The organism is Bradyrhizobium sp. ISRA436 (assembly GCF_029910015.1).
GTDB lineage: Bacteria > Pseudomonadota > Alphaproteobacteria > Rhizobiales > Xanthobacteraceae > Bradyrhizobium.
Map to the genome: position 1 here is coordinate 6,773,900 of NZ_CP094519.1, position 26,056 is coordinate 6,799,955.

The 26,056-nt window shown below is 63.8% G+C and carries 24 protein-coding genes; 8 read left to right on the forward strand and 16 right to left on the reverse strand.

What is annotated here, in order from left to right; genetic code table 11:
- Positions 1-216: 216 nt before the first annotated feature.
- On the reverse strand, positions 217-1,200 hold the full coding sequence (locus MTX23_RS31500) for a hypothetical protein (protein ID WP_280973985.1): 984 nt from the start codon (positions 1,198-1,200) through the stop codon (positions 217-219).
- 177 nt (positions 1,201-1,377) lie between these two features.
- Positions 1,378-2,940, reverse strand: coding sequence for a glycosyl hydrolase family 17 protein (locus MTX23_RS31505; protein WP_280978283.1), 1,563 nt, complete (start codon positions 2,938-2,940; stop codon positions 1,378-1,380).
- A 353-nt stretch (positions 2,941-3,293) separates the two neighbouring features.
- Here MTX23_RS31505 and MTX23_RS31510 point away from each other — a divergent pair, with 353 nt between their 5' ends.
- Positions 3,294-4,010 carry a RibD family protein gene (locus tag MTX23_RS31510; RefSeq protein ID WP_280973986.1) on the forward strand — a complete coding sequence of 239 codons (717 nt, stop codon included), beginning with the start codon at positions 3,294-3,296 and terminating at the stop codon, positions 4,008-4,010.
- 51 nt (positions 4,011-4,061) lie between these two features.
- Here MTX23_RS31510 and MTX23_RS31515 read toward each other — a convergent pair whose 3' ends face one another.
- A complete protein-coding gene (locus tag MTX23_RS31515) occupies positions 4,062-4,778 on the reverse strand; it encodes a TetR/AcrR family transcriptional regulator (protein WP_280973987.1) in 717 nt (238 codons plus the stop codon).
- 207 nt (positions 4,779-4,985) lie between these two features.
- Here MTX23_RS31515 and MTX23_RS31520 point away from each other — a divergent pair, with 207 nt between their 5' ends.
- Complete coding sequence (locus tag MTX23_RS31520; RefSeq protein WP_280973988.1) at positions 4,986-6,257, forward strand: HlyD family secretion protein; 1,272 nt, start codon at positions 4,986-4,988, stop codon at positions 6,255-6,257.
- Positions 6,254-7,837: a DHA2 family efflux MFS transporter permease subunit gene (locus MTX23_RS31525; protein ID WP_280973989.1), complete on the forward strand. Its 1,584-nt coding sequence runs from the start codon at positions 6,254-6,256 to the stop codon at positions 7,835-7,837. Before MTX23_RS31520 ends, MTX23_RS31525 begins: the two co-directional genes overlap by 4 nt.
- A 73-nt stretch (positions 7,838-7,910) precedes the next feature.
- Here the strand turns inward: MTX23_RS31525 and MTX23_RS31530 are convergent, their stop codons facing one another.
- From MTX23_RS31530 to coxB, 8 genes are all read right to left on the reverse strand, one after another.
- Positions 7,911-8,672 (reverse strand): SURF1 family cytochrome oxidase biogenesis protein, encoded by a 762-nt coding sequence (locus MTX23_RS31530; protein WP_280973990.1) that lies wholly within the window; start codon positions 8,670-8,672, stop codon positions 7,911-7,913.
- Positions 8,669-9,055, reverse strand: coding sequence for a DUF983 domain-containing protein (locus MTX23_RS31535; protein ID WP_280973991.1), 387 nt, complete (start codon positions 9,053-9,055; stop codon positions 8,669-8,671). Before MTX23_RS31535 ends, MTX23_RS31530 begins: the two co-directional genes overlap by 4 nt.
- A 193-nt stretch (positions 9,056-9,248) precedes the next feature.
- A complete protein-coding gene (locus MTX23_RS31540; RefSeq protein WP_280973992.1) occupies positions 9,249-10,145 on the reverse strand; it encodes a cytochrome c oxidase subunit 3 in 897 nt (298 codons plus the stop codon).
- A 58-nt stretch (positions 10,146-10,203) separates the two neighbouring features.
- A complete protein-coding gene (locus MTX23_RS31545) occupies positions 10,204-10,857 on the reverse strand; it encodes a cytochrome c oxidase assembly protein (RefSeq protein WP_280978284.1) in 654 nt (217 codons plus the stop codon).
- A gap of 5 nt (positions 10,858-10,862) precedes the next feature.
- Complete coding sequence (locus tag MTX23_RS31550) at positions 10,863-11,027, reverse strand: CoxF protein (RefSeq protein ID WP_066512975.1); 165 nt, start codon at positions 11,025-11,027, stop codon at positions 10,863-10,865.
- A 38-nt stretch (positions 11,028-11,065) separates the two neighbouring features.
- Positions 11,066-12,004, reverse strand: a complete 939-nt coding sequence (locus tag MTX23_RS31555; RefSeq protein WP_280973993.1) for a heme o synthase — start codon at positions 12,002-12,004, stop codon at positions 11,066-11,068.
- A 62-nt stretch (positions 12,005-12,066) separates the two neighbouring features.
- Positions 12,067-13,683, reverse strand: a complete 1,617-nt coding sequence (gene ctaD, locus MTX23_RS31560) for a cytochrome c oxidase subunit I (RefSeq protein WP_280973994.1) — start codon at positions 13,681-13,683, stop codon at positions 12,067-12,069.
- 69 nt (positions 13,684-13,752) lie between these two features.
- A complete protein-coding gene (gene coxB / locus MTX23_RS31565) occupies positions 13,753-14,592 on the reverse strand; it encodes a cytochrome c oxidase subunit II (protein WP_280973995.1) in 840 nt (279 codons plus the stop codon).
- A 487-nt stretch (positions 14,593-15,079) separates the two neighbouring features.
- Between coxB and MTX23_RS31570 the strand changes: the two genes are divergently transcribed.
- The 4 genes from MTX23_RS31570 (at position 15,080) to MTX23_RS31585 (ending at position 18,808) form a co-directional block, all read left to right on the forward strand.
- On the forward strand, positions 15,080-15,616 hold the full coding sequence (locus MTX23_RS31570) for an invasion associated locus B family protein (RefSeq protein ID WP_280973996.1): 537 nt from the start codon (positions 15,080-15,082) through the stop codon (positions 15,614-15,616).
- A 231-nt stretch (positions 15,617-15,847) separates the two neighbouring features.
- Positions 15,848-17,272: a metalloprotease TldD gene (gene tldD / locus MTX23_RS31575; protein ID WP_280973997.1), complete on the forward strand. Its 1,425-nt coding sequence runs from the start codon at positions 15,848-15,850 to the stop codon at positions 17,270-17,272.
- Entirely contained in the window at positions 17,272-18,042 is a 771-nt protein-coding gene (gene lepB, locus MTX23_RS31580) for a signal peptidase I (protein ID WP_280973998.1), read from the forward strand. Before tldD ends, lepB begins: the two co-directional genes overlap by 1 nt.
- 199 nt (positions 18,043-18,241) lie before the next feature.
- Complete coding sequence (locus MTX23_RS31585; protein WP_280973999.1) at positions 18,242-18,808, forward strand: nucleotidyltransferase family protein; 567 nt, start codon at positions 18,242-18,244, stop codon at positions 18,806-18,808.
- 66 nt (positions 18,809-18,874) lie between these two features.
- Here MTX23_RS31585 and MTX23_RS31590 read toward each other — a convergent pair whose 3' ends face one another.
- The 3 genes from MTX23_RS31590 to MTX23_RS31600 all read right to left on the reverse strand — a co-directional run bounded on the left by MTX23_RS31590 (position 18,875) and on the right by MTX23_RS31600 (position 21,574).
- Positions 18,875-19,429: a PAN domain-containing protein gene (locus MTX23_RS31590; protein WP_280974000.1), complete on the reverse strand. Its 555-nt coding sequence runs from the start codon at positions 19,427-19,429 to the stop codon at positions 18,875-18,877.
- A 159-nt stretch (positions 19,430-19,588) separates the two neighbouring features.
- Entirely contained in the window at positions 19,589-20,959 is a 1,371-nt protein-coding gene (locus MTX23_RS31595) for a glutamate--cysteine ligase (RefSeq protein WP_280974001.1), read from the reverse strand.
- A 90-nt stretch (positions 20,960-21,049) separates the two neighbouring features.
- The gene (locus tag MTX23_RS31600) at positions 21,050-21,574 is read right to left on the reverse strand and encodes a helix-turn-helix domain-containing protein (protein ID WP_280974002.1); all 525 of its coding nucleotides are present in this window, start codon (positions 21,572-21,574) and stop codon (positions 21,050-21,052) included.
- A 128-nt stretch (positions 21,575-21,702) separates the two neighbouring features.
- Between MTX23_RS31600 and gstA the strand changes: the two genes are divergently transcribed.
- Positions 21,703-22,320: a glutathione transferase GstA gene (gene gstA, locus MTX23_RS31605; RefSeq protein ID WP_280974003.1), complete on the forward strand. Its 618-nt coding sequence runs from the start codon at positions 21,703-21,705 to the stop codon at positions 22,318-22,320.
- Between the two features lie 235 nt (positions 22,321-22,555).
- Here gstA and MTX23_RS31610 read toward each other — a convergent pair whose 3' ends face one another.
- Positions 22,556-24,781: an FAD-dependent oxidoreductase gene (locus MTX23_RS31610; RefSeq protein ID WP_280974004.1), complete on the reverse strand. Its 2,226-nt coding sequence runs from the start codon at positions 24,779-24,781 to the stop codon at positions 22,556-22,558.
- A 19-nt stretch (positions 24,782-24,800) separates the two neighbouring features.
- Positions 24,801-26,009, reverse strand: a complete 1,209-nt coding sequence (locus MTX23_RS31615) for an acetyl-CoA C-acetyltransferase (RefSeq protein WP_280974005.1) — start codon at positions 26,007-26,009, stop codon at positions 24,801-24,803.
- Between the last annotated feature and the right edge of the window lie 47 nt (positions 26,010-26,056).

The window sequence follows — 26,056 nt, forward strand, 5'->3', positions numbered from 1 at the left end:
ATGGGCGCGCCTAAACAGGCGAGCATCAGTCGGATGCATGGAACAGCTTTCCGGACATCGCCATTGTCCGCAGACCCATGCAGGGAGGTCGGTAGGTGCTGAAACTGTACAGGTGGGCGACTGGTCAGATCGCGCGAGGAATTGACGACTGGCGCACGTCGGGTTTGCTGCCATCCCGGTCATCGGCCCCGACAATGCCGCGAACTGATTTTGTTTCTACCACTCCGAAACTGAGTTTGAGCCATACCAAGTCTGTTGCCAAACAACGAGCTTGGCACCCCATAGCTTCCAAAGATCACTCAGGTCGGTGAGGATCGGGTCGGGAGCAGGGCTAAAATTGTAAGCATCTTTTGAAACTTTGGATGTTGGGAGCGACAAACCGTACATACGGACGAGGATCGCCAATTTCACTTTCAGATCGGGTTGCTTACCAAATCGGCTGTAGATAAATCGCCATTGGGCATCATTTAATCCCCCTCGGAGACTGTAATACACCATCTCGTTGGTGGGCCCGCTTGGCCTAAACTGCTTCTCTGTTCGAAATATCGACACGTACTTTTTGACGTATTGCATGATAACGTTTTTGAATACTCGATCTCGCTCCTGCAGAAACAGTTTATAGATTGCATCTCTATTCAGCTTCGCAGGTGCTTCCCCGAACATCTCCTTCGCCAAAAGGAGTGGCGTTCCAGAGAATTTGCTGTCCTGCGATTTCTCGATCATAGCTGCGTTAAACTGGTCAATTGCATCGGACTTCTGCTGCTCTAAGTCCCAGCGCTTCCATAGAATTCGCTGGAATAGCGGGATGGCCATCTCCTCGTGCTTCAAGGTCTCATCGAGCTCGATATCCGCAGCTGGAGACGACGAATTGGGAGAGATTTTCTTGGCCAGATCGTAGGCCCCTTCGGCGACCTCCAGGGGTATTGCAAGGACCTCCCCAACCTCCGGAAGCTTTTCCAATAACCCCACGGCCTTGAATACCATTTCCCCTGTATCCTTCTCGGGCACGGGGGCGGGCCTCAAATGCAAAAAGTGGTTGAACAAATCTGAAACAGCGGTCGCAACAAGCCCGAGCCCGTAGACGTAAAGAATACGCGTGTCGTAAATTCGGTTGATATGCTCTATCGCCTGCATGAACATGGCATCCGCTCGCCACGCGGCTCGGTCAGCGGCTGAAGCAGGCATCGGAGGTTTAGCCATAACAGAACTCCCCAGCTCTGCGATGCACAAGGCGTAGTTACCTTCTTAGGTTTGTGTATTTGCTCGCGCATTTGGTTTGGGGTGGACTGTTTTTTTCCAGGCAGGGGGATTGAGCGTGTTCCGGGGGCAAGGCAGCAAGTTGTCCGGCTCGGCCATCATCGGACCGTTTTGCCATTCTCAGGCACGCGCCCGCCACAGCGTAACCGCAAGCAGCATGAAGGCCGCGCAAGTCCACAGCGACTGCCAGTTGGCCGGCCCTTCGTTGAACCCTATATAGATCGCCGCTACAAAAAAAATGCCCGCGAATAGCGATTCCGCCATAAGGCGGATTCCTTTCTTGGGAGGATTGAGCAGCGTCGTAGCCGCAAAAGGCACCGCCGCCATGGTGAGAGCCGCAAAAGGAAAATCAATGAAGCGCGGGTCAAACACAAGACCGACTGCGGTCGCCGTACCGATCACGCAGGTTACGATCAAGACCAATCCGTGCATGGTCGCCAGCGCCGATTCAGTCTGGTAGCCCTTCGGACCCAACAATTCCAAAAAGCTGGGGGATGCGCGACCCGACATAAGGGCGTTGGCGCCAAGCACCGGCGAAGCAGTCGCCGCCGCCAGAAGTGAGCCCCACAGAAGCCAGCCACCCGCTCCGTAACTCTCATAGAACATTTTTTGAGCGGCTACCCCAAACAGGATTCCGGCTGTGGTCGCCGATATTCCCACCGCAAACCACAAGACGAACCCGGACTCCCTGGGCTTGCGCCGTAAAGTCGGCCACGCCGCAGCGAATACCAGGATCGCAAGCGCCATTCCGCTGCACATTTGCAGCTTCCAGAGCGGAAAGTTGCTGATGGGGACGCCGGGCGGATATTTCAGCCTGCGCTGCTCGGAATCGAACAAGCCCCAAGATCCGCCGATCGTACCCTCGATCTCTCGCTTCCACGATTCATCATAGGCCTCGAACAGATTGACGCGGAAATGCTCGCGCCGAGCAAGGTCGAGGACCTCCGAGACCACCCGCGCCTGATTGATGCGCGACGGTAGAGCTGACTCGCGCATTCGCCCCTCGCTCGGCCAGCCGATTTCTCCGATCACGATTTCCTTGCCCGGAAAAACCGACGCTATCTGCCGGCGAATCGTGTCAGCGTGAGCGGCAGCAAATTCCGCCCGGACTGGAACATTTTCCCAATATGGCAGGATGTGAATCGTGACGAAATCGACGGCGTCGTAAAGTTCGCGATTGCTCAGCCAGAACTCCCAAACGTCGGCATAGGTGACGGGCACAGCGACCTGCGCCTTGATCGAGCGGATCGTGGCGGCGAGGTCGGAAGCTGTCATTTCTTTACGCAACAAGACCTCGTTGCCGACCACGAGCGCGATGATGGTTTCCGGATATTTCCTGGCGAGACGTATCCCCGTTGATATCTGAGTTGAATTCTTCTGCCGGTCCCTATCAAGAAAAATGCCCTGAATGACTTTCAGCCCCGCCTCGGCCGCAAGCTCGGGAATTTGATCGAGACCAAGATCGGTCGCATAGGTACGGATGCAGTCGGTTATCTTCGCAAGCTGGGCGAGATCTTCCGCGATCTGCTCCCGCGACACCTGCGTCGCCGACGAAAGCGACGTCTGATTGTTACGGAAGGGAGCGTATGAGATGCATTGTACTTTATGATTTGGATCGATCGGTGCGTACGCCAAGTTGGCTGGTATACCCAGCCACCACCACACCGCGGCAATAGCGCCCAGCGAGATCACGAGGAACGTCAGCGGGGTCCTGAGCGAAACCAGTTCCGTCCTCCTTGCAGGAATGACTTGCTGGGCGTCCTCAATGCGCGAGGCTGGCAGGTTGAAGAAGTACGTGTTTGCTAAGGATATATCACGCGATCACGCCGCAAGTGTGTCCTCGCCGGGATCTGGCGCGCACGTTCGAGAGGAAAGCGGCGTGGCGGATTTTGAGGACGTAAAGCACTGCGCCGCAAGGTTGAAGCACCGCCCCGTTAGTGAAGTTGAGAATAGACCAGCGGCCCTCTAGATGAGACCGTGGCCCCCAATCCGCGACAGCGGCTCGTCATTGCAACGTTCCACTGAAGAGTACACTCATGCGACCCCACATCATCTGCCATATGGGCACGTCCATCGACGGCAAGCTTCATCCGAGCCGCTTCACCAAGCCGGCCGCGGGCATCTCCGCCGAAGTGCTGCGCTCCCACTATGAACGGATCCACGACGACTTCGATGCCGACGGATGGATCATCGGCCGCGTCACCATGAGCGAGATGGCCAAGGGATCCGAGCGGCAGATCGCCGATGCGCCGAAGCTGCCGCGCGAGGCGCATGTCGCTAACCGCAACGGCCGCAAGCTCGCGGTCGGCATCGATCCGTCGGGCCGTGTGCATTTCGGGAAAGACAATGTCGGCGGCGATCACGCCGTTGCGGTGCTGGGCGAGCAGGTCTCCGATGCCCATCTCGCCGAACTGCGCGAGGACGGCGTGTCCTACATCTTTGCCGGACCGAAGGGCGATGACCTGACCGGCGCGATGGCGCAGCTTGCGGACCTGTTCGGCGCCAAGACGCTGCTGCTGGAAGGTGGCGGCGGCATCAACGGCGCCTTCCTCAAGCATGGGCTGATCGACGAGTTCAGCACGCTGATCCACCCGGCCGTCGACGGCGTGGCCGGCACGCAAAGCATCGTCGACTATCACGGGCCGGACGGCGATCGCCCGGGCGCCGGGCAGTCGCTGCGGCTGACCCACTGCGAAACGCTCGAGGGCGGGATGGTCTGGCTGCGTCACGCCGTCGAGCGCGCGCCGGGATGATCGACCTCGCGCGGCATGCGGCCTCGCTTCACTGTGTCGAGATGACGGTATTTATCGCGCGTGAGCCTCGACCCATCCGTTGCGGCAGGCCGCGAGAAAGAACGCAACCGCGCGCGCCACGTGCGCGTCGATCTCCGGGTCAAGCACCTTGAGGTCCACCTCATACAGCGCCCTGAGCAGCATCGGCACCGCGACGAGATCGAGGAACAGCCGCGCCGTGGTCGCAAGGTGCTCCGGCGCGAAGGCCGGCAACGTCCCGAGTTCGTCCGACTGCGTCAGGTTGCGCAGGAGGTGAACCCCCAGCTCGGTGCTGAGCTCGCGCGCCCTTCGGTTGACTGTGGCAGCCAGATCCGGGAAGCGGCGCGCCTCCGCGATGGCGAGCCGCATCAGTCCGATCCTCTCGGTATCGAGACCCCAGTGCAGCATGGTGGACGCAGCGCTCGTGAGGCGCTCCTCGACGGTGGCGCCGGTCGGCGCCTCGACCTTGTACTCGGCGATACGCACAAGGATGTCCCGCGTCACCACTTCGGTGAAGAGCGCCCGCTTGTCCGCGAAGCGCGCATAGATCGTGCGCTTGCCGGAGCGGGCGACCTCGGCGATCTCGTCGATGCTCGCGCCCTCGAACCCGCGCTGCAGAAAGACCATGCGGGCGGCATCGAGGATGCGCTCGTCAACCTCTCCGATCAGCTCCTTCGGCGGCCGACCCAGGCGCACCTCGGCGCGCTTGGGCCTCGATGACGGTGTCTTCTTCAGAGTGCGGGTGTTCATCGCGATCGTACCGGGTTCGATGCCGCCGACAGGGCAGCGTTGCGGGTCAATCTAGCCATATCACATCTGCTTGTAAATAGAACGGTACAGTTCCGTTCCTATTGACGCACCTGCGAGATGGGACTATCTGTCGCACAGAACGGAACGGTTCCGTTCCTTTAAGCGAGGCCCGCCTTGCGGACCTCGCCGGCCGCAGGAGCAGCGATCATGTTCGAAGACAGTGTTTTGGAACGAGGCGCACCAGCGCTCGAGGATGTCGAAAGCCCGCCTTCCGCCGCGACCTCGCCTGAGCCCAGCGTCAAATCCCACCAGCCGGAGCCCGCGGCGCGCGCTCCCGCCCCGAATGAAGGCCCGGCCGGCAAGGCGCCTCAGCCCGAGACGGCCCAGCCGCAGGCCAGCGGCAAGGCGCGCCGGGACAATGTCCTGCGCCGCCGCCCCGTGGTCTCCGCGATCGGCGCCGTGTTGCTCGCCGCGGCGATCGGCGGCGGCTATCTCTACATGGACTATTCGAGGCATTTCGAATCAACCGACGACGCCTTCATCGCGGCGCGGCAGTCCGCGATCGCCCCGAAAGTGTCCGGATACATCACCGCAGTTCCGGTGACCGACAACGAGCACGTCGCCGCCGGACAGGTGATCGCCCGCCTCGACGACCGCGACTACCGCGTCGCGCTCGCGCAGGCCGAGGCCCAGGTCGCGGCGGCGCGCGCCAGCATCGAGAACATCGACGCGCAGCTCGATGTGCAGCAGGCCCAGATCGCCGCCAACCAGGCGCAGGTGGACCAGAGCCAGGCGGCGCTGGTGTTCGCCCGGCAGCAGGCGACGCGCTATCAGCACCTGGAGCAGACCGGCTACGGCACCGTTCAGAACTCCGAGCAGTACACCTCGCAACTGCATCAGCAGCAGTCCGCGCTGCTCAGCGCGAAGGCGACGCTCAACCTGGCGCAACGCCAGGTCGAGGCGCTCAAGGCGCAGCGCAAGAGCGCGGTTGCGAACCTCGCGCAGGCCGAGGCCCAGCGCGACCAGGCGCAACTCAACCTGTCCTACACGACGGTGACGGCGGCCCAGCCGGGTCGTGTCGCCAACCTCACGGCCGCCGTCGGCCAGTTCGCGCAGACCGGCACCAACCTCACCATGTTCGTGCCTGACGAAATCTGGGTCACCGCGAACTTCAAGGAGATCCAGCTCGACCGGATGCGGCCCGGCGAGAAGGTGACGCTGAAGATCGACGCCTATCCGGGACGCACGATCAACGGCCATGTCGCGAGCGTGCAGCCCGGGTCCGGCACCGCGTTCTCGCTGCTGCCGGCGCAGAACGCCACCGGCAACTACGTCAAGATCGTGCAGCGCGTGCCAGTCAAGATCGTGATGGACAACCCACCGACCGACTTGGCCCTCGGCCCGGGCATGTCCGTGGTCCCGACGGTGCGCATCGATTCCTCGCCGTCGCTGCTCGAGCGCCTGGGGAGGCTGCCATGAGTGCCGCTGCGATCGACGCCAGAAGTGTCCCTGCTCCGAGCGCCAATCCCTGGCTGATTGCCATCGTGGTTGCGCTCGCCAGCTTCATGGAAGTGCTCGACACCACCATCGCCAATGTGGCGCTGCCTTACATCGCGGGCGGCATGGGCGTGAGCGAGGACGAAGCCTCGTGGGTGGTCACGACCTATCTGGTCGCCAACGCCATCATCCTGACTGCCTCCAGCTTTCTTGCGCGGATGCTGGGACGCAAGACGTTCTTCCTGATCTGCCTCGGAATCTTCACCGTGAGCTCGATCCTGTGCGGGTTCGCGCCGAGCCTGAACGCGCTGTTGCTGTTCCGCATTCTGCAGGGCCTCGGCGGCGGCGGCATGGTGCCGGTTGCACAGTCGATCTTGGCCGATGCGTTTCCGCCAGCGAAACGTGGCCAAGCCTTTGCGGTGTTCGGCATTGCGGTGGTGGTCGCGCCGGTGGTCGGGCCGACGCTCGGCGGCTGGCTGTCCGACAATCTCTCCTGGCACTGGTGCTTCCTGATCAACGCCCCGGTCGGCGCCTTTGCGATCGCCCTGATCGCGGCGGTGCTGCACGAGCCGGCCAAGCAGGCAAAGGAGCGGCAGGACAACACGTTCGATTTCATCGGCTTCGCGCTGGTCGCGACCTTCCTCGGCGCACTCGAGGTGGTGCTCGACCGCGGCCTGGAGTACGACTGGTTCGCCTCCCCCTTCATCGTCACCTCAGCGGTCATCTGTGGCGCAGCATTCGTGCTGATGATCCCGTGGGAGATGACCCGCCCCAATCCGATGATCGATCTGCGAATGGTGGCAAGCCGCCAGTTCGGCGCCTGCTTCCTGGTGATGCTGGCGACCGGCGCCATCCTGCTCGCGACCACCCAGTTCCTGCCGCAACTGGTGCAGCAGGATTTCGGCTACACCGCGACCTGGGCCGGCCTCGTGCTGTCGCCGGGCGGCGTCGTCACCATGCTGATGATGTTCGCCGTCGGCCGCCTCGCCGCCAAGGTGCAGCCGAAATACCTGATCGTCGCCGGTGCACTGGTCATCGCGGCCTCCATGTACGGCATGACCAACGTGTATGGCGATCTCGGCTTCTGGTTCATGGCGCGCTCGCGCATGCTGCTCGGGGTCGGCCTGCCCTTGATCTTCGTGCCGATCATGGCGGCCTCCTATGACGGCATTCCGCCTGCCAAGACCGACCAGGCCTCCGCCCTGATCAACGCGGCGCGCAACACCGGCGGCTCGATCGGCGTCTCCATCGTCTCCAACGTGCTGACGCATCGCGAGCAGTTCCACCAGAGCCGGCTGGTCGAGCAGGTGACGCCGTCCAGCCCGCAATATCAGGACACGCTGCATCAGATCACCAGCTTCTTCGTCGGTCAGGGCAGCTCGCTGGTGCAAGCGCACGACCAGGCGATCCAGTGGATCGGCCAGCAGGTGCAGACCCAGGCGTCGTTCCTGTCCTACATGGACGCGTTCTGGGTGCTGATGCTGATCTCGCTCTCGGCCGTGCCGCTCGCGCTGACGCTGCGCAAGGTCAAGCTCGGCGGCGCCGTCCATGTCGGACACTGAGCATGGCCCGCGATAGGCGGATAGCAGGCGCGTCGCCTGGAGCGGCGACGCGCTCGCTTCGTGCCGCCTGCCGTCAAGCGCCCCTGCGCCGCTGGCCGCGCCACCACGCGCCGAACGCGATCAGGACGGCCGCGGCCAGCGAGAACCAGGTGATGGCGTACTGCATGTGGTCATCCCTGAGATGCACCTGCAGCGGACCCGGCTTCGGCGTGCCGCTGTCCGGTACCGGCGCTTCCAGGTCGATGTAGAACGGCGCCACCTCGCCCCAGCCCAGCGCCTGGGCCATCCCGCGATGATCGCGCACGAACCACAGCCGCTTCGGCACGTTTTCCGCCGGCGTCAGCCGGCCGGGACGCTCGGGAAAGCGGATGTAACCGGTGAGTGTGACCGGCTGACCGGTGACGAGACGGCCGACGACGCGATCCTCGAAAGAACGATCCTGCATCGTGTTCTGCACGAAGCCGCCATTGACCACGACGGTCTCGCCGCTCGGCAGCTTCGCCGGAAGGAACACCCAGGTGCCGGGCCCGCTGATATCGGCGCGCACGGCGGAGCCGGAGCCGTAGACCATCGCGTCCGGCAGTGTCGTATAGGTTGCGGTGAAGATGACGCGACGGAACTCGTCCTTCGCCGAGGTCAGTGTGGGCCACACCGACGGCTGCGGCAGCGCCTCCGGCGCCGCCGCAAGCCGGGCGTCGAGCTGCGCGATCAGGGCATGCTTCTCGACCCGGCGCTGCAATTGCCAGATGCCGAGACCGACAAAGACCACGATCAGGATCAGCGTGAAGATGCCGAAGCCGGCGGCGCTGGGCCGGCGAATAGCTGTACTGCTCATGACGGGTCGCGGCGGATCAACTGGCCTTCGGCGGCCTTGTGATGGAATTGCAGCGCGATCAGCAGCGACTTCATCGACCGCAGCGGCAAGATCGTGGTGACGACGATCAGCGGCAGCCACAGCGCCGCATGCACCCAGAACGGTGGCTGGTACTTCACCTCGACGATCAGCGCGGCCGCGACCACGATCGCACCCGCCAGCATGATGATGAAGATCGCCGGGCCGTCGCCGGAATCGATGAAGGCGTAGTCGAGGCCGCAATTCTCGCAGCGCGGCGCGAGCGTGAGGAAACCTGAGTAGAGCTTGCCCTTGCCGCAGCGCGGACATTTGCAGGCGATGCCGCGCAAGGCGCTCTCGGTCACGGTGGGTGGTGTATCCGTCATCGGTTCTCTTCGATCATGATACGATTGCAGGGAACCGCATCATGATCTCATCTCCTTGTTGGAGCATGATCTCCGCGCAAACGTTCCGCGTTTGTCGCGAGGGAAAACCGGTCCTTGATTTTCCAGACCATGCTCTTGAAAGCAAAAGGGCGGCCAGTCCGGCCGCCCCCTCTTTAGCACATGGGACGTGCGGTTAGTGCGCGCCGTGGGCCATGGTCTCGGCACCGTGGCCCCAGACGTAGATGCATATGAACAGGAACAGCCACACCACGTCGACGAAGTGCCAGTACCAGGCGGCGAACTCGAAGCCGAGATGCTGCTTCGGCGTGAAGTGACCGGCATAGGCGCGGAACAGACAGACCAGCAGGAAGATGGTGCCGACCAGCACGTGGAAACCGTGGAACCCGGTCGCCATGAAGAAAGTCGCGCCATAGACGTTGCCAGCGAAGGAGAACGTCGCGTGTGCGTACTCATAGGCCTGCACGCAGGTGAAGCAGGCGCCGAGGATCACGGTCAGGATCAGGCCCTGCTTGAGGCCCTGGCGGTCGTTCTCGAGCAGCGCGTGGTGCGCCCAGGTGACCGTCGTGCCCGAGGTCAGCAGCAAGAGCGTGTTGAGCAGCGGCAGATGCCAGGGGTCGAAGGTCTCGATGCCCTTCGGCGGCCAGGTGCCAGGCACATTGCAGGCGCCCATCGCGGTGCCGGGACCGCAGCCGAACACCGCGTCGCGGGTGGCATGCACCGCATCGGCCGGGAACAGCGCGGAGTTGAAGAACGCCCAGAACCAGGCGACGAAGAACATCACCTCGGAGGCGATGAACAGGATCATGCCGTAGCGGTGGCTGATCTGCACCACGCGGGTGTGGTCGCCCTTGTATTGGGCTTCCTTGATCACGTCGCCCCACCAGCTCGCCATCGTGTAGAGCACGCCGACGGTGCCGACGCCGAACACGATCGGAGCGGCCGAGTACATGTGATGCATCCAGCCGATCGCGCCGAACGCCATGATGAAGGCCGAGATCGAGCCGACCACCGGCCACGGGCTCGGGTCGACGAGATGATAGTCGTGATGCTTGACTTGCGCCTCAGCCATTGCAGTCTCTCCATTCGCGTGCCGTCAGGCACGTATTCGTCTCAAATTCCAAAAATCGCTAGCCGCCCTTGCGCTGCTCCGCCTCGCCCGCCGCGACGGGCTTCGGCGCCGGATCGCGCACGGGGAAGAAAGTGTAGGACAGGGTGATCGATTTCAGCGTGTCGTTCTCGCTGTCTTTTGCCAGTGCCGGATCGACGTAGAACACCACGGCCATCTCGCGCTTTTCGCCCGGTGCCATGGTCTGCTCGGTGAAGCAGAAGCAGTTGATCTTCTGGAAGTAGGCGCCGACCGTCAGCGGCGCGACGTTGTAGGCAGCCTGTCCGGTGGTGGTCCGCGCCGACTGGTTGGTCACGGTGTAGTAGACGGTGACGACCTGGCCGATCTTGACGTCGATGTTGTTCTGCTCCGGCTCGAACTTCCAGGGCAGGCCCGGCGCGACGTTGGAATCGAAGCTGACCGTGATGGTGCGGTCGAGCGGCGCGGCCGTCGGGGCCGAGGTTGCGACCTGGGTGGTGCCGTTGAAGCCCGTGGTGCGGCAGAACCAGTTGTAGAACGGCACCGCGGCGTAGGACGCGCCGACCATCAGCACCACGATGACGCCGCAGATCGAAGCGACCATCGCGTCGCGCGTCAGCACGCGCCGCGTGACCTTGGCGCCATCGTCCCGCAGATCCCGGCCCTGCGGATCCTGGTTGGTCGGCTGGTTCGCCATCTCACTCACAGCGGCCGCACCAGCACGGCTGGCCCCTTGACGAGGGTGACAGCGAAGAACAGCAGAACGAGCACGCCGAGCGCGAGCGCCGTGGCGATCGAGCGCTGGCGGCGGCTCTTGAGCTGCGCCTCGGTGAGGACGATTCCTTCTGGTTCCTGCTTCTCGTCCATTTGTAACCCATGCGCCCCCATCTCGCCCCTTGGCGCCCCTACCCAAAGACGATAGGCGCGATCGCGCGGACGACAACCTCTGCCAGGAGGACGGCGAACAGCGCGAACAGATAAAGGATGGAGAAAGCGAACAGCCGTCGCGTGGCGCGATTGGCCGCAACGCCCTCGCGGCGGCGATAGACCTGGATCGCGAGCCACAGCATGCCGGCGCCGAACACCAGCGACGTGATGCCGTAGATCCAGTCGAAATAGCCGAGCGGCCACGGCGCCAGCGCGATCGCGACCAGCACGATGGTGTAGAGCAGGATCTGCAGCCGCGTCGCATCGGGACCGGCGACGACGGGCAGCATCGGGATGCCGGCACGCGCGTAGTCGTCGCTGCGGAACAGCGCCAGCGCCCAGAAATGCGGCGGCGTCCAGAAGAAGATGATCAGGAACAGGAGGATCGGCTCCACCGACAGCGAGCCGGTCGCCGCGGCCCACGCCACCACCGGCGGCAGCGCGCCGGCAGCGCCTCCGATCACGATGTTCTGCGCGGTCCAGCGCTTCAGCCACATCGTGTAGATCACGGCATAGAAGAAGATCGTGAAGGCGAGCAGCGCGCCCGCCACCCAGTTGACCAGGATGCCGAGCGTCATCACCGAGAAGAAGGCGAGCGTGATGCCGAACGCCGCTGCCTCCGGCGGCGTGATGCGGCCGCGCGGGATCGGCCGGTTGGCGGTCCGTGTCATCAGGGCGTCGATGTCGCCCTCATAGGCCATGTTGAGCGCGCCGGAGGCGCCAGCGCCGACCGCGATGCAGAGGATCGACGTGAACGCCAGCACCGGGTGGACGTGAACCGGCGCGATCATCAACCCGACCAGCGCGGTGAAGACCACCAGCGACATCACGCGCGGCTTCAGGAGCGCGATGTAGTCGCCCACCTCGGCCTCGGAAATCCGAGGCAACTCAATGGCGTTGTGATCGACAACCGACAAGATCAGGTCTCACTTCTCTCAAAAAGCGCGGCGCACTTTAGGGTGCGCCGCGTCGTCTCAGGTCACTGCACGCGCGGCAGCACTTCGAACTGGTGGAACGGCGGCGGCGAGGTCAGCGTCCACTCCAGCGTGGTCGCACCCGCACCCCACGGATTGTTCGCGGCCTGCTCCTTGCGGACGAAGGCATCAATCACGCCGTAGATGAAGATCAGCACGCCGACGCCGGAGATGTAGGACCCCCAGGAGGAGACCAGGTTCCAGCCGGCGAAGGCATCCGGATAGTCGACATAGCGGCGGGGCATGCCCGACAGACCGAGGAAGTGCTGCGGGAAGAACACCAAGTTCACACCGATGAAGGTGACCCAGAAGTGCAGCTTGGCGATGGTCTCCGAGTACATGTACCCGGTCATCTTCGGGAACCAGTAGTACCAGCCCGCGAAGATCGCGAACACGGCGCCGAGCGACAGCACGTAATGGAAGTGCGCCACCACGTAATAGGTGTCCTGCAGCACGCGGTCGACGCCGGCGTTGGCCAGCACGACGCCGGTGACGCCGCCGACGGTGAACAGGAAGATGAAGCCGATCGCCCACAGCATCGGCGCCTTGAACTCGATCGAGCCGCCCCACATCGTGGCGATCCAGGAGAAGATCTTCACGCCGGTCGGCACCGCGATCACCATCGTGGCGGCGACGAAGTAGGCCTGCGTCGCCGACGACATGCCGACGGTGTACATGTGGTGCGCCCAGACCACGAAGCCGATGCCGCCGATCGCGACCATGGCGTAGGCCATGCCGAGATAGCCGAACACGGGCTTGCGCGAGAAGGTCGAGACGATCTGGCTGATCATGCCGAAGCCGGGCAGGATCAGGATGTACACCTCGGGATGACCGAAGAACCAGAACAGGTGCTGGAACAGCACGGGATCGCCGCCGCCATCGGCCGCAAAGAAGGTGGTGCCGAAATTGCGATCGGTCAGCAGCATGGTGATCGCACCGGCGAGCACCGGCAGCGACAACAGCAGCAGGAACACCGTCACCAGGATCGACCAGACGAACAGCGGCATCTTGTGCAGGGTCATGCCCGGCGCCCGCATGTTGAAGATCGTGGTGATGAAGTTGATCGCACCGAGGATCGACGACGCACCGGCCAGATGGAGCGACAGGATCGCGAAGTCGACCGCCGGCCCCGGATGACCCGAGGTCGATAGCGGTGCGTACATGGTCCAGCCCGTACCGACACCATTGGCGCCCGGCTCACCCTCGACGAAGGTGGAGATGATGAGCAGCGCGAAGGACGCCGGCAGCAGCCAGAACGAGATGTTGTTCATGCGCGGGAAGGCCATATCCGGCGCGCCGATCATCAGCGGCACCATCCAGTTGCCGAACCCGCCGATCATCGCCGGCATGACCATGAAGAAGATCATGATCAGACCGTGCGAGGTCACGAACACGTTGTAGACATGGGTCTCGTGGAAGATCTGGACGCCCGGATACATCAACTCGGCGCGGATCGCGATCGACATCGCGGCGCCGATGATGCCCGCGATCACCGCAAAGATCAGGTACATCGTACCGATGTCTTTGTGGTTGGTGGAGTAGAGGTAGCGCCGCCATCCGGTCGGATGATGGGCGTGATCATCATGGGCGTGATCGTCGTGTGTCGCTGCGCCTGTAGCCATGTTCCAAATCCTGCCTTGCAGTCCCTCTCGGACCCTGCGGTCCCGTCGCCCTTATTCTTCCAATCGCGCCTACTGCGCCGCCTGACCAGCCGACGCGTAGGTATTCGCCGGGTTGGCCGCAAACTTCTTCTTCGCGCCGTCAACCCAGGCCGCGAATTCCTGGTCGCTGACGACCCGCACCGCGATCGGCATGAAAGCATGGTCCTTGCCGCACAGTTCCGAGCACTGGCCGTAGAACATGCCGGTCTTGGTGGCCTTGAACCAAGTCTCGTTGAGACGGCCGGGGATCGAGTCGATCTTGATGCCGAAAGCCGGCACCGCGAAGGAGTGGATCACGTCCGCGCCGGTGGTCTGGATCCGCACTACCTTGTTGACCGGGACGACCATCTCGTTGTCGACGCCGAGCAGGCGGGGCTGCTTGTCCTTGTCGAGCAGCGAATCGAATTCGAACTTGCCGTTGTCCGGGTAGGCGTAGGACCAGTACCACTGCTTGCCGGTGACCTTGACGGTGAGATCCGGCTTCGGCACGTCGAGCTCGAGGAACAGCAGGCGGAACGACGGCACCGCGATGCCGACCAAGATCAGCACCGGGATCAGCGTCCAAGCCACCTCGATCAGGGTGTTGTGGGTGGTCCGGGAGGGCACAGGGTTGGCGCGAGCGTTGAACTTCACCACGACGATCACGAGCAGCGCCAGCACGAACAGCGTGATCAGGGTGATCAGCACCAGCAGGAAATTGTGAAACCAGATGATGTTTTCCATCACTGGAGTCGCGCCTTCCTGCAGCGTGTGCTCCCAAGGTGCCGGCTGTCCCATCTCGGCGAAGGCCGATCCTGCGGCGATCGACGCCATGCCCGCCACCGCAAATCCCAGCAATTGTCGGCCAATCCGGCCAATCGACATCTTCATGCCGCTCGCGCTCCCTAGATATTTCCCCAACGCACCCCGGCGCTTTGCCGGAAATGCGGCACGATCCGCCCTGACAAACGGCCTACCGGACGTACCCGTGTTCAAGTCAAGGAGGGTACGGGAGCCAGATCGCTAGAACGCGTCGAAATCCAGCCTCTCAAACCATAATTCGCAGGCGCTCGCAATGCAGTAGTAAGGCCGAACGCCATGCGCCTGCGACTAATCTGCCGACCGCGAATTTTCCCGCAAAATCAAGCGAAAGTCGCCGGGTCGATCACCGACGCTGCTTGACAGGGGGATTGCCGGATGTACCCACAGGCGGGCGCTCCACAGGAACCTGATTCGCTCGTGGATGCCCCGATCCGGCGCGGAAATGGCTTCAAGATCGCCTTCAAGGCGCCGTCATTGCGATACAGTCGACGGGTGCGTGCGACCGGCGGCCGAACGGACGGCCGGCCCGACCGAACATTCTAAAGGATCGACCCGGATGGGCGCTTCGAACATTCAGGCAACAAGGCGAAAGGCGCAGGCAGGCTGGCTGGGAGGTCTGCTGGCGGCGGCCCTGTTTCTCGGCCTGACCCAAGCGGCGAACGCGCAAGGGGCGGTCCGCTCGGTCCATGGCGATTGGCAGATCCGTTGCGACACACCGCCAGGCGCGCAGGCCGAGCAATGCGCACTGATCCAGAGCGTGGTGGCGGAGGACCGCTCCAATGCCGGCTTGACCGTGATCGTGCTGAAGACCGCCGACCAGAAGAGCCGCCTGATGCGGGTGGTCGCGCCGCTCGGCGTGCTGCTGCCCTCCGGCCTCGGGCTGAAGCTCGACAACCAGGATGTCGGCCGCGCCGGCTTCGTTCGCTGCCTGCCCAATGGCTGCGTGGCTGAGGTCGTGCTGGACGACAAGCTGCTCGGCCAGCTCAAGGCCGCCAAGACCGCCACCTTCATCATCTTCGAGACCCCGGAAGAGGGCATCGGCTTTCCGCTCAGCCTGAACGGGCTGGCGGAAGGATATGACAAGTTGCCGTGATCGACCGCACTGTCGCAGGCTCTCCCGGTTTGCAGCCATAAGCACTATCTTTCATCACAAGCGCCCCGGGCCGACCCGGGACCGGCAGCCGCAGGTTTCCGGGATGTAAGATGAATTTCGTGCTCATCTCTGCTTAGATCGCAAAAATGCTGGCTGCAGGTTCCCGTTGCGCTGGTATTTAGTTGCGCCGAAGGCAGGGAGGGCGAGAATTCGCAGTTCGCTGGAGTGACCATGACCAATCCCGCCACGACCTCCCTGCTCGACCGTGCCAATCTCGACCGCGATACCGTCCGCCGCGAGGTAGCGCGTGGACTTGCGGGCGCCGACGACGGCGAGTTGTTCCTGGAGTTCGGGCAGACCGAGGCGCTGGTGTTCGACAATGGCCGGCTGAAGCAGGCGACCTACGACACCTCGCAGGGCTTCGGCCTGCGCGCGGTGAAGGACGACGCGGTCGGCTATGCGCACTCCTCCGACGTCTCGATCCCGGCGCTGATCCGCGCCGCCGATGCGGTTGCGGCGGTCCGCGGCGGCTACGCCGGGACCTTCGCCGCGGCGCCGGCCCACACCAACATCAAACTCTACGGCGACGAGAACCCGCTGGATGCGCCGGGCTTCGAGGCCAAGGTCAAGCTGCTCGGCGAGATCGATGCCTATATCCGCGACAAGGATCCGCGAGTGCGGCAGGTCTCGGCCAGCCTTACCGCGACCTGGCAGGTCGTCGAGATCCTGCGGCCGGACGGCGAGAGCTACCGCGACATCCGCCCGCTGGTGCGCGTCAACATTTCCGTGGTCGCCGGCCAGGGCGACCGGCAGGAGAGCGGCAGCAAGGGTTATGGCGGCCGCGAGGGCTATGCCCGCTTCATCGAGACCAAGGCCTGGCGCGACGCCGCCGACGGCGCGCTGCGCGAGGCGCTGGTCAACCTCGAATCAGTGCCCGCGCCTGCCGGCGAGATGGACGTGGTGCTAGGCGCCGGCTGGCCCGGCGTGATGCTGCATGAGGCGGTCGGCCACGGGCTCGAGGGCGATTTCAACCGCAAGCAGACCTCCGCCTTTGCCGGATTGATGGGCCAGCAGGTCGCCGCCAAGGGCGTGACCGTGGTCGACGACGGCACCATGGCATCCAGGCGTGGCTCGCTCTCGATCGACGACGAGGGCACGCCGACCAACCGCACCGTGCTGATCGAGGACGGCATCCTGGTCGGCTATATGCAGGACCGCCAGAACGCCCGGCTGATGGGCATGAAGCCGACCGGCAACGGAAGGCGGCAGAGCTACGCCCATGTGCCGATGCCGCGCATGACCAACACCTACATGCTGGCCGGCGATTGCGATCCGGCCGAGATCATCGCTTCGGTGAAGAACGGCATGTATGCCGCCAATTTCGGCGGCGGCCAGGTCGACATCACCTCGGGCAAATATGTGTTCCAGTGCACCGAGGCCTACAAAATCGAGAACGGCAAGCTCGGCGCGCCGCTGAAAGGCGCGATGCTGATCGGCAACGGGCCGACCGATCTCCACAGGATCACCATGATCGGCAATGATCTTGCGCTCGACACTGGAATCGGCACCTGCGGCAAGAACGGTCAGGGCGTGCCGGTCGGCGTCGGCCAGCCGACGCTACGAATGGAACGGATTACGGTCGGAGGTACAGGCTAGTGAGCAGCGGAAACGAAACCGTGACGGCCAAGCCGTCGACTTGGCGCTCACAAGCCACGCAGCTGGCCGCGATCGTCGCCGTCGTGTTCCTCGCCAAGGGTGCGATCGCCGAGCCGTTCTACGTGCCGTCGGGATCGATGGAGCCGACGCTCCTGATCGGCGACGCGCTGGTCGCCTCGAAATACCCTTACGGCTACGGCGCGGCTTCGCTGCCGATCCAGATCACGCTGCCGGAAACCGGCCGCCTGTTCGGCGAGACGCCGAAACGCGGCGATGTCGTGGTGTTCCGCTGGCCAGGCGACCGCTCGCAGGCCTGGGTCAAGCGCGTGGTGGGACTGCCCGGCGACCGCATCCAGATGCGGCAGGGCCAGCTCTTCATCAATGATCATCCGGCTGCGTTGAAGGCGGACGGCACTGGCTTCGCCGAGGACGACCGCGGCGGCGGCGAGGACGCGTATCGCTATGTCGAGACGCTGCCGAACGGCGTCAGCCACGCGATCTTCAAGATGCGCGACAACGGCCCGCTCGACAACACGCCTGAGGTGACCGTGCCGCCGGGCAAGCTGTTCGTGCTCGGCGACAACAGGGACAATTCCGCCGACAGCCGCGTGCCGGTGCGCGACGGCGGCGTCGGCCTGCTGCCGATCGACAATCTGATCGGCCGTGCCGACGCGGTGGTCGGCTCCTGGGACATGGGGATGCGCAGCCAGCCAGTCTGGACCTGGCTCTCCGGCTTCCGCCTCGCGCGCTTCTTCACCTCGGTACATTGAGCTGATCGCATGACCTTCGACGACGTCAGACATATTGCGCTGGCGTGGCCGGAGGTCGAGCTACCGAAGAAGACGGTCAAGGACTACGATGCGCGGGGATCGTTGGGTGGGTTAGCGAAGGCGTAACCCACCGTGCGCGGGACGAAAGATGGCGGGTTACGCTGCGCTAACCTACCCTGCGGCACCTGCGATTCTCTTTATGACCCAAGACCAATTCCTCGCCGCAGCGCTCAGCAATCCGGCCAATCGCATGATCGCCGACGAATTGTTTCGCCTCGCTTTGCCCGACGCGTGGCTCGTCTCCGGCTGCCTGGTGCAGAGCGTGTGGAACATGCAGACGAACCGGCCGGTCGATTACGGCATCAGCGACTACGACATCTTCTATTTCGACCCTGACACTTCATGGGATGCCGAGGATGCCGTGATCCGGAAGTTGCAGGCGCGTCTCGGCGACCTCCGCGTCGTGATCGAGGCGCGCAACCAGGCGCGCGTCCATCTCTGGTACCCCCAAAAGAACGGCGTGCCCTACCCGCCATTATCGTGTTCGACCGACGGTATCGACCGCTTCCTCACCGCGACCACACAGATCGGCATCCGCCGCACCATCAACGGCTACAACGTCTATGCCCCGAACGGATTCGACGATGTCGCCGGCATGACCGTACGGCCGCACCACACTGCGAACTTCTCGGCGGCGAACTATGCGAAGAAGGCCGCGCGCTGGAAGGCGCTGTGGCCGGAGATCACGGTGCTGCAAGCGGAGTGAATGCACGGTCGTAGCGGACCCTGTCATCACATTCACGCGACCTGTTGGCTCCTCCGGGGCGCGGATTCAGCGCACCACACCCGAAATGTACCCCGCCCTCCTGCGCGGCGGCTTGATCTCCTTCTTCAGGAAGCAATGTGCGTTGCGGCCGGCATAGCCGGGTCGGGTATAGGTCCAGGCCCGGCATTTGTTGTCGGCGGTGCAGGCAGCCTGGCAGGCTTCGACGCCGTCGCTGCTCTTCAATTCGAAGTTCTTGTAGTCGCCGCCGGAACGGTCGATCGAGGTCTCGATCGCGCCGTTGCGCGGTTCGACCACGCCCGCTCCGCGAACGCCGGAGACGCAGCAGGCGTCCTGCACGCGCGGCGGCACCGTGCTCTTGAGCCAGCACACCGCGCCATTGTTGGCGTCAGTCGGATAATTGAAGCTCCAGGCGCGGCAGCGCCGGTCGCGCTCGCAGGCGAGCGCACAATCGGCGGGGTCGCCCGACGTCACCGGCGAGTTCAGATAGTCACCACCGGGGCGGTCGAAATTGGTCTGCGCCAGCGCAGGGCGCGTCCCGGCAATTGCCGCCAAAACGGCGAACGTCACCACACACGCCCGAAAGAGGCGGCCTATCCCCATGAGATTGCTTTCAAATTTGCGCAGCCCCGCGACTTTCGCGGGCAATCATTTGAGCGCCATGAACCTGTATGGCGGATGAACGGCGCGGAACCGCGAGCCGGGACGCGACGTCCGGCACCGCCGGGAATTGATTGAGGCCGGCCTAGTCTGGAGAGACTCCTAGAAGGCGTATTCCTGATACGCGGGTTCCACCGAGCCATTCCAGGGACCGTTGAACTTCTCCAGCATCTCTTCCGCGGGCGAACGGCCGGCCTCAAGAATCCGCTCCAGCGGTTCGAGATAGCGGCTTTCGTCGCGCCCGAGGTGATCTATACGGCCACGCCGCCGCAATCCGGCATGCGACAGGATGAGGCACTCCTTGGCGATCTCGAACAGGTAGCGGTCCTTGATCCGCGCCTTGAAGCCGAACCGCGGCACGTCGTCGCGCAACGCCTGCCGCTCCGGCGCGGTCCAGTGGCGGACGATGTCCCAGGCGGCTTCGAGACTGTCGTTATCGTAGAGCAGCCCGACCCAGAAGGCCGGCAGCGCCGGCAGCCGGCCCCACGGCACGCCGTCGGCGCCGCGCATTTCGAGATAACGCTTCAGCCGCACCTCGGGGAAGATCGTCGAGAGGTGATTGGCCCAGTCCGACAGCGTCGGCCGCTGGCCGGGGAAGGCCGTGTTCTTGCCGGCGAAGAAATCGCGGAACGAGGTGCCGGACACGTCGATATATTCGTCGCCGCGCTTCACGAAATACATGGGCACGTCGAGCGCGTAGTCGACATAGCGCTCGAAGCCCATGCCGTCCTCGAATGCAAACGGCAACATGCCACTGCGCGCATTGTCGGTGTCGCGCCAGATCTCCGAGCGGAACGACAAAAAGCCGTTGGGCTTGCCTTCGGTGAACGGCGAGTTGGCGAACAAGGCGGTCGCGACCGGCTGCAGCGCCAGCGATACGCGCAGCTTCTTCACCATGTCAGCTTCGGAGGAGAAGTCGAGATTGGTCTGCACCGTGCAGGTCCGGTACATCATGTCGAGGCCGTATTTGCCGACCTTCGGCATGTAGTTGGTCATGATCTTGTAGCGGCCCTTCGGCATCACCGGGATCTGCGCCCGCGACCAGGACGGCGTCATGCCGAGACCCAGGAAGCCGATGCCGAGGGGGGTTGCGATCTCGCGCACTTGCGCCAGATGCGCCATCAGCTCGCCTTGCGTCTGGTGCACGGTCTCGACCGGAGCGCCCGACAGTTCGAACTGTCCGCCGGGCTCGAGCGAGATCGCGCCGCCGCCGGTAACGTCATAGAGGCCGATAATGTTGCCGCGCTCCATGATCGGCTCCCAGCCGAGCAGGAGCTTCATGCCCTCCAGCAGCGCACCGATGCCCTTGGCGCCCTCGTAAGGCACGGGGTGGTGGCCTTCGAGCGTGAACGGTGTCTTCTCGTGCTCGGTGCCGATCCGGAATTCGGACTCTGGCTTCACGCCGGCTTCAAGCCACGCCACGAGTTCGTCGCGCGACTGCAGCGGCGTCATATCGATCTGGTCACGCGCCATACGAAATCCAACTCAAGGGCGCTTCGATCGAATGCGCGCGGTGGCAGGGTCCGCAGGCCCGAGGGGCCGCGGTTGGTGGGATCAAGAATATCATCGGGCGACCACGCCGTCTCGCGCGGGAGCCGCCCTGGTCTCGCTCTTGGTTTCGCCCTTAGTTTCGCTCTTGGCGTCGCTGCAGGAGCAACCCAGCCGGTCGAGCAGGCCGCACAGTTTGGCTGCCTCGGTGTCGGACAATTTGGAGCCGACATGCTTGTCGATCGCGGCGGAATACGCGCTCCACATCCGCTTCTGCAGCTCGCGTCCCGCCTCGGTGATCTCGACGAACTGGCCGCGCTTGTCGATCTTGCATTCGCGCCGGGCGGCAAGCCCCTCGTCGACCAGGCGGTCGATCAGACGCGAGGTGGAGTATTGCGGGATCAGCATCTGCCGCTCGAGCTCGACCGGGCGCAGCTCGCCGGACGGCGCGCGCGACAGCTCGAGCAGAGCGTCGTACCAGGCCAGCGGCGGAAAGCCGGCCTTCTTCAGATCATGCTCGACGCAGTCGAGCACCCGGCTCGGCACCCGCATCAGGCGGATCCAGGCGGCAGTCGCCTCGCTCGATAGCTTGCGTTTCATGGTCTAGCCCATAACTCCCGGAACAAAGTCTACCGCACTAAATGCACCTGCATCAATCTTGACTATTTCATGCAGGTGCATGTAGGCAATCCCTCTCCCGCCGCCAAGAACAAGGGAAGGAAATACCCATGAAGCTTTATTACACCCCCGCTGCCTGCTCCCTCTCGCCTCATATCGCGCTGCTCGAGGCCGGCCTGCCCTACGACCTCGTGAAGGTCGATTTGCGCGCCAAGAAGCTCGAAAACGGCGACGATTTCCTGAAAGTGAACCCGAAGGGCCAAGTGCCGGCGCTGGCGCTCGATTCCGGGGAACTGGTGACCGAGGGACCGATCATCATCCAGATGATCGCCGACAAGGTCGCGGACAAGAAGCTCGCGCCTGCCCGTGACTCCAACGAGCGCTACAAGCTGCTGGAATGGCTGAACTACATCACGACTGAGCTGCACAAGAATCTCGGCCCGATGTTCTCGCCCGTGCTGTCCGACGACGCCAAGGCGTTCTTCAAGGACCGCGCGATGGGCAAGTTCAAATATGTCGACAGCCAGCTCGCCGGCCACGACTACCTGATGGGCAACCAGTTCACCGTCGCCGACGGCTACCTCTTTACCATGATCATGTGGGCGACCGACCGCCTCGGCTTCGACCTCTCCGGCCTGCCCAATGTGATGGCCTACAAGGCCCGCGTTGCCGCGCGCCCGCAGGTGCAGGAAGCCCTGAAGAAGGAAGGCCTGCTGAAGGCGGCGTGAGGCCGCAATTTGCAGGCATAGCGAAAGGGCCAGATCGACGGTCCGGCCCTTTGTGTTTGCAGCAATGCAAAACGCGTAGCCCGGATGGAGCCAACGGGTCGCGCGAATGCGCGCCCGATGGCAAGCTCCGCGCAATCCGGGGCAGGCCCATCCGCGGATAATCCGGTCCCGGATTTCGCTCCGCTCCATCCGGGCTACGAAGCCCTTCTCCTTCCCCCTGAGCAACGCCGTGCGATTACTCCGCGGCTTGTTCGGCCGGCTTCTTCGGCGGGAAGCGGCCGTAGAAGGTCTCGCCCTTGGCGGCCATTTCCTCGAGCAGCTTGGGCGGCGTGAAGCGCGACCCGTACTTCTTCTCGAATGCGTGGCACAGCTCGACGAACTTCCTGGTGCCCATGAAGTCGATATAGGACAGCGTGCCGCCGGTGAACGGCGCGAAGCCGAAACCGAGGATCGAGCCGACATCGGCCTCGCGCATGTCGGTGATGACGCGGTCCTCGACGGTGCGCGCGGCCTCCACCGCCTGCGCCACCAGGAAGCGCTGCTTCAGCTCCTCGACGTCGAGCGTGTCGGGGTCGAGATGCTTCGGCTGCAGACCGGCGAGCCCGGGCCACAGGCTTTTCTGGCCCTTGCCCTTCTCGGGATAGTCGTAGAACCCCTTGCCGTTCTTGCGGCCCAAGCGGCCCTGCTTCTCGACCATCTCGACCATCAGCTTCTTCTGCGCCTGGTTGACCGCGTTGGGGCCGAGATCGGCTTCGGTCGCCTTGGTGATCTTCAGGCCGAGATCGAGCGCGACCTCGTCCTGCAGCGAAAGCGGGCCGACCGGCATGCCGGCCATCCTGGCGGTGTTCTCGATCATCGCCGGCGGCACACCTTCGAGCAGCATCTCGTTGCCTTCCGCGATGTATCGCATCACGCAGCGATTGGCGAAGAAGCCTCTCGAGTCGTTGACCACGATCGGGGTCTTGCCGATCGCCCGCACATAGTCGAGCGCGGTCGCCAGCGCGACATCGCCGGTGTTCTTGCCGAGGATGATCTCGACCAGCATCATCTTCTCGACCGGCGAGAAGAAATGGATGCCGAGGAAGCGGCCCTGGTCCTTGAACTCTTCCGCCAGCGAGTTGATCGGCAGCGTCGAGGTGTTGGAGGCGAAGATCGCGCCTTCCTTCAACAGCGGCTGCGCCTTGGCGAAGGTGTCCGCCTTGACCTTGCGGTCCTCGAACACGGCCTCGATGACGAGGTCGCATTCCTTGATCGCGTTGTAATCAGCCGTTGCGGTGATGCGCGACAGGACGGCGTCGCCCGCCTCCTGCTTCATGCGTCCCTTGGCAACCTGCCCGTCGATCACGGCCTTGGCATGGGCCTTGCCCTTGTCGGCGCTCTCCTGGTCGCGATCGACCAGCACCACGTCGATGCCGGCCTGCGCCGAGACATAGCCGACGCTGGCGCCCATGAAGCCGGCGCCGATCACGGCGAGCTTCTTCACTTTGGTCGGCGGCACTCCGGCCGGACGCCGCGCTCCCTTGTTCAATTCCTGCATCGACAGGAACAGCGAGCGGATCATCGCGGCCGCTTCGTTCGAGCGCAGGATCTTGGCGAAGTAGCGTGATTCGACGCGCAACGCGGCGTCGATCGGCAGCTGCAGGCCTTCATAGACGCAGCTCATGATGGCGCGCGCGGCCGGATAATTGTTGTAGGTCTCGCGGCGGTAGATCGCGTTGCCGGCCGGGAACATCTGCATGCCGGCCTTCGAGAACACCGGACCGCCGGGCAGCTTGAAGCCTTTCTCGTCCCATGGCGCGACCGCCTTGCCGCCGCCCTTGATCCAGTCCTTCGCGGCCTTGATCAGGTCGGACGCGGGAACGATGGCGTGAATCAAATTGAGTGCCTTGGCGCGCGCGAGATTGACCGCCTCACCCTTCAGCAACAGCGTCATCGCGTCCTGCGGCGGCACGATGCGCGGCACGCGCTGGGTGCCGCCGGCGCCGGGGAACAGGCCGACCTTGATCTCGGGCAGGCCGAGCCGCGTCTTCGGATTCTCCGCCGCAACCCGGTAGTGGCAGGACAGCGTGATCTCGAAGCCGCCGCCGAGCGCCAGCCCGTTGATCGCTGCGACCCACGGCTTGCCCGAGATCTCGATCGAGCGGAACGCCTGCGAGAAGCGGCGGCTCTGGTCGAACAGCACCTGGTTGGCGGCTTCCTCGCCCTTCTCCTTCAGGAGATCGGAATAGGTGCGGCTCATGCCCTCGAGCATCGAAAGATCGGCGCCGGCGCAGAACGCGTCCTTGGCCGAGGTGATGACGACGCCCTTGATAGCGGGATCATTCGTGGTCTGCTTGACGATCTCCTCGATCTCCAGGATCGAGGTCTCGTCGAGCACGTTCATCGAGCGACCCGGAATATCCCAGGTGACGAGCGCAATGCCGTCGGCGTCGGTTTCGAACTTGAAATTCTTGTAAGCCATATTGCTCGCTCCCCTCGCCTCAGACCCGCTCGATGATGGTGGCGGTGCCCATGCCGCCGCCGATGCACAGCGTCACCAGCGCCGTCTCCTTGTCGGTGCGCTCGAGCTCGTCGAGCACGGTGCCGAGGATCATCGCGCCGGTCGCGCCGAGCGGATGGCCGAGCGCGATCGCGCCGCCATTGACGTTGATCTTGGCATTGTCGATGTCGAAGGCCTGGATGTAGCGCAGCACCACCGAGGCGAAGGCCTCGTTGAGCTCGAACAGGTCGATGTCCGACTTTGTCATGCCGGAGCGCGCAAACAGCTTTTCGGTGACGTCGACCGGGCCAGTCAGCATCATCGCCGGCTCCGAGCCGATATTGGCGAAGGCGCGGATCTTTGCGCGCGGCTTCAGGCCGTGCTTGGCGCCCGCCTCCTTGCTGCCGAGCAGCACCGCACCGGCGCCGTCGACGATGCCGGACGAGTTGCCGGCATGGTGCACGTAGTTGACCTTCTCGACCTCGGGATGCGACTGCACCGCCACCGCGTCGAAGCCGGCCATCGCCGCCATCGCCGCAAATGACGGCTGCAGTTGCGCGAGCGACTGCATCGTCGTCGAGGGACGCATGTGCTCGTCCTTGGCGAGGATGGTCAGCCCGTTGACGTCCTTGACCGGCACCACCGAATTCTTGAAGCGGCCCTCGTCCCAGGCCTTGGCCGCGCGCTGCTGGCTCTGCACCGCGTAGGCATCGACGTCATCGCGCGAAAATCCGTATTTGGTCGCGATCAGATCGGCCGAGACACCCTGCGGCATGAAATAGGCCGGCACCGCCATCGAGGGGTCCATCGGCCAGGCACCGCCGGAGGCACCGATGCCGACGCGGCTCATCGATTCCGCGCCGCCGCCGATGACCAGCTCATGCTGTCCGCTCATGATCTGGGCTGCGGCAAAATTCACGGCGTCGAGACCGGAGGCGCAGAAGCGGCTGATCTGCACGCCCGGCACCTTTTCACCAAGGCCGGCGTTCAGCGCGGCGAAACGCGCGATGTCGGAGCCCGCCTCGCCGACCGGATCGACCACGCCGAGCACGACGTCGTCGACAGAGTCCTCGGGAAGGTTGTTGCGTTGCTTCAGCGCCTTCAGCGGCACCGTGGCGAGCGCGAGCGCGGTGACCTCGTGGAGCGCGCCATCGGGCTTGCCGCGGCCGCGCGGGGTGCGAACGTGATCGTAGATATATGCCTCAGGCATGACGCCCTCCTTATATGAGGATCATAATATATAACGAAACGGAGCGC